Origin of the sequence: Streptomyces sp. NK08204, from assembly GCF_020400585.1 — a bacterium.
Taxonomy (GTDB): domain Bacteria; phylum Actinomycetota; class Actinomycetes; order Streptomycetales; family Streptomycetaceae; genus Streptomyces.
This window is the reverse complement of sequence record NZ_JAINVF010000038.1, coordinates 46,257-52,256: the sequence shown is the minus strand read 5'-3', so window position 1 is coordinate 52,256 and position 6,000 is coordinate 46,257. Positions and strand designations below refer to the sequence as shown.

At 67.6% G+C, this 6,000-nt stretch carries 7 protein-coding genes and 2 pseudogenes; 2 read left to right on the top strand and 7 right to left on the bottom strand.

What is annotated here, in order from left to right; all coding sequences use genetic code 11:
• Positions 1–103 precede the first annotated feature (103 nt).
• Positions 104–478, top strand: a complete 375-nt coding sequence (locus K7G59_RS32955) for a hypothetical protein (protein ID WP_225840365.1) — start codon at positions 104–106, stop codon at positions 476–478.
• A gap of 34 nt (positions 479–512) precedes the next feature.
• On the opposite strand, the gene istB is transcribed toward K7G59_RS32955, so the two are convergent.
• The 5 genes and pseudogenes from istB to K7G59_RS32935 all read right to left on the bottom strand — a co-directional run.
• Positions 513–1,247 (bottom strand): IS21-like element helper ATPase IstB, encoded by a 735-nt coding sequence (istB, locus tag K7G59_RS32950; protein WP_225840369.1) that lies wholly within the window; start codon positions 1,245–1,247, stop codon positions 513–515.
• A pseudogene (locus K7G59_RS35170) lies at positions 1,239–1,514 on the bottom strand (helix-turn-helix domain-containing protein); the annotation flags it as partial. The pseudogene K7G59_RS35170 and the gene istB, both read right to left, overlap by 9 nt.
• 133 nt (positions 1,515–1,647) lie before the next feature.
• The gene (locus tag K7G59_RS32945) at positions 1,648–1,989 is read right to left on the bottom strand and encodes a VOC family protein (RefSeq protein WP_225840364.1); all 342 of its coding nucleotides are present in this window, start codon (positions 1,987–1,989) and stop codon (positions 1,648–1,650) included.
• Positions 1,990–2,337: 348 nt separating this feature from the next.
• The gene (locus K7G59_RS32940; protein WP_225840368.1) at positions 2,338–2,931 is read right to left on the bottom strand and encodes a hypothetical protein; all 594 of its coding nucleotides are present in this window, start codon (positions 2,929–2,931) and stop codon (positions 2,338–2,340) included.
• Positions 2,932–3,065: 134 nt separating this feature from the next.
• Positions 3,066–3,284 (bottom strand): annotated as a pseudogene (locus K7G59_RS32935) (transposase); the annotation flags it as partial.
• Between the two features lie 445 nt (positions 3,285–3,729).
• On the opposite strand from K7G59_RS32935, the gene K7G59_RS32930 reads away from it, so the two are divergent.
• Positions 3,730–4,263, top strand: coding sequence for a GNAT family N-acetyltransferase (locus tag K7G59_RS32930; RefSeq protein WP_225840363.1), 534 nt, complete (start codon positions 3,730–3,732; stop codon positions 4,261–4,263).
• A gap of 869 nt (positions 4,264–5,132) precedes the next feature.
• On the opposite strand, the gene K7G59_RS35165 is transcribed toward K7G59_RS32930, so the two are convergent.
• Both K7G59_RS35165 and K7G59_RS35160 read right to left on the bottom strand, forming a co-directional pair.
• Positions 5,133–5,387 carry a hypothetical protein gene (locus K7G59_RS35165; protein WP_308295117.1) on the bottom strand — a complete coding sequence of 85 codons (255 nt, stop codon included), beginning with the start codon at positions 5,385–5,387 and terminating at the stop codon, positions 5,133–5,135.
• Between the two features lie 45 nt (positions 5,388–5,432).
• Entirely contained in the window at positions 5,433–5,720 is a 288-nt protein-coding gene (locus tag K7G59_RS35160; protein ID WP_308295116.1) for a hypothetical protein, read from the bottom strand.
• Positions 5,721–6,000: the final 280 nt, after the last annotated feature.

The window sequence follows — 6,000 nt, the reverse complement described above, 5'->3', positions numbered from 1 at the left end:
AAGCTCCCCAGCCGCGTACGGATGAACGTCCCAAGCTATGTCGCGGAAAGCAGCATGGCTGATCTTGGTTGAGATCGTCGGGCCGACCGGAGACACTCGCACGGTGAGTCGTAGCGCATCGCCCGGATCGGTCGAACGAGGTTGGGACGAGCCGTGGTACCGGGTTCGCACGGACGCCTTCGAGGCATCGTTCCTGCCCAGCCCGGACGAGGACCTGGACTCGGTGTGCAACGTCGACGTCTTCGTGAACCTGAAGGACGGCTCCCGTTGGAGCGCGACCGTGTTCACGGTCGCGGAGGTCGAACGCTTGATGGAGACCTGGGCAGGAAGCGGCGAGGCACTCGGCGGCCGCTACTTCTGGGTCTCGGACGGCCTGATCGTCAGGGATCCCGGCATCGACAATATGACCCACGTGATCGCCGGGCTGATCGAGACCGACGAGTTCTCCGCGGTCTTCCAGCGACTCGAAAACGACTGACCAAGCCCTTGAGCCGCTTCTGTGTAGTGACTTATCAGGCTACGTCTGTGTCCCGCTCGATGGCCTTGAGTCGGTTCTTGAGTCGGTAGCTCGGTCCGTTGATGGAGATCACGTCGCAGTGATGCAGGAGCCGGTCGAGGATGGCGGTGGCGAGGACCTCGTCGCCGAACGCCTGTCCCCATTCGCTGAAGGTCTTGTTCGAGGTCAGGATGATCGAGCCCTTTTCATACCGCTGTGAGATGACCTGGAAGACCAGGTTCGCTTCACCGCGCTCGAGGATCTCGTAGCCCACCTCGTCGACGACGAGCACGCCCGGCCGCAGGTAGGTGCCGAGCTTGTTGGCCAGGCGCCCGGCTGCTTCGGCAGCTTTGAGGTTGCGGACCATGTCGTCGAGGCTGGTGAAGTAGACCGAGTAGCCGGCCCGGCATGCCGCGACGGCCAGAGCGACGGCGATATGCGTCTTGCCCACCCCCGGCGGACCCAGGAGAGCCGCGTTCGCCTTCGCCTCGACGAACGAGAGGGTGGCGAGGTCCTTGACCTTGCGCGGGTCGAGGTCGGGCTGGAACGAGGAGTCGTACTCATCGAGCGTCTTGTGGTGCGGCAGCCTGGAAAGTCGCGGGCCCTGACGGAATCGGCGGTCGTCGCGGACGGCCAGGTCCTCGGAGAGGACCAGGTCGAGGAAGTCGAGGTAGCCCATCTTCGCCTCATCGGCCCGGCGGGTGAACTCGTTGATGGCTTCCGCGAGGTGGGGCAGGCCGAGCTCGGGCAGGGTGAACGTTCCGGGCCGACCGCCTTTGTACTTCGGGTAGAGGGACTCGAAGCCGTCGGCGTTGAAGTTGTGGATCACGTCCCGGACCCGGTCCGCACTGGTGAATGTCACCTTGGCGATCTTCACCACGGGCCTGCCCTGCGCGGACAGCGGCACCATCTGCGCCCGCCGCCACGTCACCACCGACTCGCTGCCCCGGCGGATGATCCGAAGCAGGCGCTGCCCTTCCTCGTCATCGATCTCGCGGACGCGTACCCGTTCTGCCACCCGCACAGCCTGGTGGCAACGCACCGCCTACGCCAGCACCGGGACGGCGCGCCCGCCACGGTTCGTGCTGTTGTGACGTGGCGCGCCCGTGCCGTCCTACCTACTCATCCGCGCTGGCTCGCAGTGGTCCAGGTCATCGTCCGACGTATTCAAAGACTCCGCCGTCCGGATGCCGCACGACGGCCCGTCGTCCGTTCGGGGTCTCCGCAGGCGGGGCTATGACCTCAGCTCCCGCGGCCGCGCAGTCCGCCACCGCAGCATCCAGGTCTGGGACGGACAAGGTGGCCGCCACTCCGGCGAATCGTCCTGCGATCTCGCTTGGGCCGCTGAACAGGAGAAACGGCCCGACACTAGCCAGTTCCAAGCCGGCGAACTGAAACCGGGCTCCGGGCTCTCCGGTCAACCGCTCGTAGAAGAGCACAGCCGAGTCGAGGTCATCCACACGCCGCCGAAGAACCACAGATGTGATCGTCATTGCTCCATCCTCGCAGCGAACAAGTCACCACGGCAGACCCCAACAGCAGCTTCAGCAAGGGCAAGCAACCAAGTCTGACGAGGCAAACCTTGCCGGTCGCGGCACCAGCGCACTCAGTCACAACACCACGGATGGAGTTGGGGGCGACGCCCGCCACCGGTTCACCACCCCCACCGGGCGGTGGCGGCCCATCACAGCGAACGGGATCGAGCCTTTCCCCAAGGCACCGGTCACGGTCAGCCGTTACCGACACCGGGCCATCGCGATCCCAGCCGTCGGCGTACTCCTGTGAGTGCTCCATCAAGTAGGAGATACGTGCACCAGCAAGGAGGCTGGGAGCCGGCCACGTCATCCTCCGGACATGGTGGCAGGGCGATGAACCTCCAGAATGACTGCGGTCCCGGCCACGGTTCGGTCCTCGTGCATGGTGATCTGCTGGCCGGGCTGGACATGCGTCCAGTGGGAGGGAGTGAGGGGCACGAGGCGAGCCGTGGCTTGCCCGCCGGGCTCCAGAACGGGCGCGTTCTCAAGCCAGAGCCCGGCAATGCTGACCGCACGTCCCCCGGTGGGTGAGAGGTGCCCGATGTCCCACATGGGTCGCAGAACACCGGCGCCGGAGATTGGCGTCGTGCGTCGAGCCTCGGCGGCAGGACGGAGCGTCAGGTCCACTCGGATCACGCCGTTGCGGATCTCGGAACACCGCCAATGACACCAAGCCGCGCTCCGCTCGAACCGGAGCTGCTCAGCCGCTTCGGCGAGCTTCTTCCAAAACGCCAGAGGGAGCGGGTGAGCGTCCCCGAGCTCCTCCAGCAGGCCCAGGGCGGTCTCCCACTCGTCGTGGGCGAGGTAGTCCCAGATGTCTCGCACCGTGATGTCGTTCTCGGTGGCGGTCTCTTCCGGAACCAGCAGGGAGGCCGATTCGAGCAGTCCGGGGACGTCCATGCGCTCATTGTCGACCACATGCAGGACGGCAGAGGACTCGCGCGGCACTGACGTCACCGCATCGACGACGGTGCACATTCCTCCGTACTTCGCGGTGCCCGTTCATGCGTACGCCGACACCGACCCATGGCTCTTCACGATCCAGGGTGTAGTCGCGACCTGAAGTCGCTGGTTTCGAGTAGTGGTCGGGCGTTGTAGTTGGTGAGGTTCCGGAAGCCGAGCGCGGAGCCACGCAGGTGCCTCGAGCCTGCCGGTGACCGCCTCGGTGGAACGGTTGCTGGTGCTGGGCGGTCGAAGCAGGCCAGGACGTCGGCGGCCCGCATGGCCAAGGTCCGTCCGAGCTTGAGGAGTTTCCAGATGGGCACTGTGAGAACTTCCGTCATCGGGAGAGCGTGCCCCCTACCCGATCACCGCCGCGCAGACCGCCCACGCCTTCAACTGCGAAGAGTCACTTCAGGAGCTGACGATGGGGCCCCATGGCAGCCTGCGAACCCCGTCTGACGGCAGAAACCGTGGAGAGCCGGAACCGCAACTCGCGAACGGAACCAAGCGGTCCGCCGACCGGTTCGCGTAGCGCCGGTCCGGCCGCGGGTCCGGGTGGTCGTGGTCGGCGGCGTAGACCCGGCGGCGCAGCAGCTGCTGCTCGTCATCGGTCCATCCGTTCAGCCTCGCAGCCGCCACTGACAGCGCCGTCCTGCCTGCGTTGACGGCGGCTTGACGCCTTGAGGTCCCCCGCAGTGGCAGGGCGGGCGAGCGCCGGATTACCGATGAGGCCCTTGCCTTCGGCAGGATGGGCGCATGATCGAGATCCGCACGCCCCGCCTCCTCCTCCGTACCTGGCACGACGACGACCTCGCGCCGATGGCGGACATCAACGCGGACCCACGGGTCATGCGCTGGATCGACGACGGCTCGGTGCGCGACCTGGACCACACGGCCGAGGACATCGAGCGGTGGGAGGAGGAGTGGGACCAGGAGGGCTTCGGACTCTTCGCCGTCGAGCTCCTGGCCTCGGGTGAACTGATCGGCTTCACGGGACTGTCCGTACCCGAGTTCCTGCCGGAGGTGATGCCGGCCGTGGCGATCAGCTGGCGGATCGGCTCACAGTTCTGGGGTCAGGGATACGCGTCCGAAGCCGCCCACGCCACACTGGAGTTCGCTCTCCAGGACCGCGGCTTGGACCGCGTCATCAGTATCAGTCGAGTGGGTGACGACGCCTCCGAGAACGTCATCCGGAAGCTCGGCATGGTGCCCGAGCGGGAGACGGCACACCCGGTGTACGGCTACCCGCTGCGCATTCACGCCATCGACCTCACCGAGTTCCAGGCATGAACCGGCCGAGCCGTCGATCACCACAGAACAGCCGGCCACTGTCCCTACGTCCCCGAGCGCATTAATCGCGACGGCACGGACACCGGAGGCTTGGCGTTCGACGGTGCTGGCTCGCTGCTTGCAGTCGTCACACAGGTGTAGGTGGGACTCCCGTGGTGCGTCCCACCCGGCGGGTTCGATGGCTTTCCACCCTTCGTCGGTGAACCTGGTGCCGCAGCTGGCGCAGACGGGACGGCGTGCTCTCGGCTCGGCCTTCTGCTGTTCGGCAGCGCGGCGCAGCTGTTCCTCGTACACCCGTTCGCGGGCTCGTACTCGGCTCGCTTCCGTGCGTCGGCCGCCTCGTCGCACGGGTTGCCCATCGTCTCCCGCGGGGGCTGCATGGGGCGGCGGCCGAAGCGGAGGAACACCGGACCGGCCGGGCTGTGTGCACGCAGGTCGTCGTAGAGGTGGTGGTCCTCGAACCGCTCGCCCTCCCATCGGTGGCGGGTGGGCCGATGTCCGCAGCGGTGCGGCCGGCGATCCGGTCAAGGGCAGCGCGTTGCGCCCAGGTGCGTTGCAGCGGTTGCACCTGCGCCGCGTCGTCATCGTGTCATCCGGATCCTGGGCCGGTTCCGCCAGCATCGAAGGATCGAGGTCGGCCCTGCCGGCTACGCGTTCACGCACGCTGGGGTCGGGGCGGTGTGCAAGACGCGCGATGACATCGGCGGGCGTGTGAGGGCTGTGCGCCAGAGCCCACAGGTCACGTCCGCCAGCGAGGCACGCTTCGACCACCACGTGGGAGATGGGGTAATTGACGAGCAGGAGCCCTCGGTGGTGGCGGTCCTGTTCAGGCAGATCGGCCTGCATGGCCGCGGGGTCCAGGATCCGGCTCAGCGAGCAGCCGCCGACACGGCACCCTCGCGTCGACGCCGCCAGTACGCCACTGTCAGCACCGCCAGCAGCGGCCCCCACAGCACCAGCGGCGCATAGCAGGAGTAGAACCACACGCTCGCGACCTCGGTGCCCTGCCCGGGCGCGTCGGGCGGAAGTTCGTCGCCGCGGATGGTCGTCCCCATGACCGTCGTGATGGGGCTCAACAGCGAGAACACCACGGTCAGCACCGTCGCCCCCACCGCCGCCGGCATGACCGCGAGCCTCACCGGCACCCGGCGGCCACGCAGCCAGGGCAGCTACCCCGGGAACACCTCACCCCACCGCGCGACCAGCCCGATCGCCGTGAACGCCAGCAGTTCGGACACCACCGACAGCATCGGAACGTACAACCGCTCGCCCACGCTCAAGCCGCTGTCGAACACCGCCGGCAACCGCCAGATGCTTGACGGCAGCACGACCAGCGGAACGGCGTACGCGAGCCGCCGCGTCCACGCCGAGACCCTGGGCACCGGCTCGTGCGCGGCCTTCCACGCGGCTCGGAGCCGTCCGGCACCCATCGGCGCGCCCATGACGCTACGGGACATGCGCACCTCCTCGACGCGGCGGACCCGGGCGGCCCGTCGGCATCGAAGATCGCAGCTGGCGGACTGCGGGCGGATCGCTCCGGGGACGTAACTCTCCTCCGTCCCCAGGCGGAGAGCCGCCAACGACTTGGGTCTTACGGGTGTTCGCACACGGTCGCCCGAAGTATGACGACCGGCCCGGCCGCCGTCGTCCACGTTCGTCGGCCGATGTGCCTCGGTCGCGCGGCGGCGACTCCCCGCAGTTCGAGCCGTCCTGGACAAGGTCCACGTGCCCCCATGG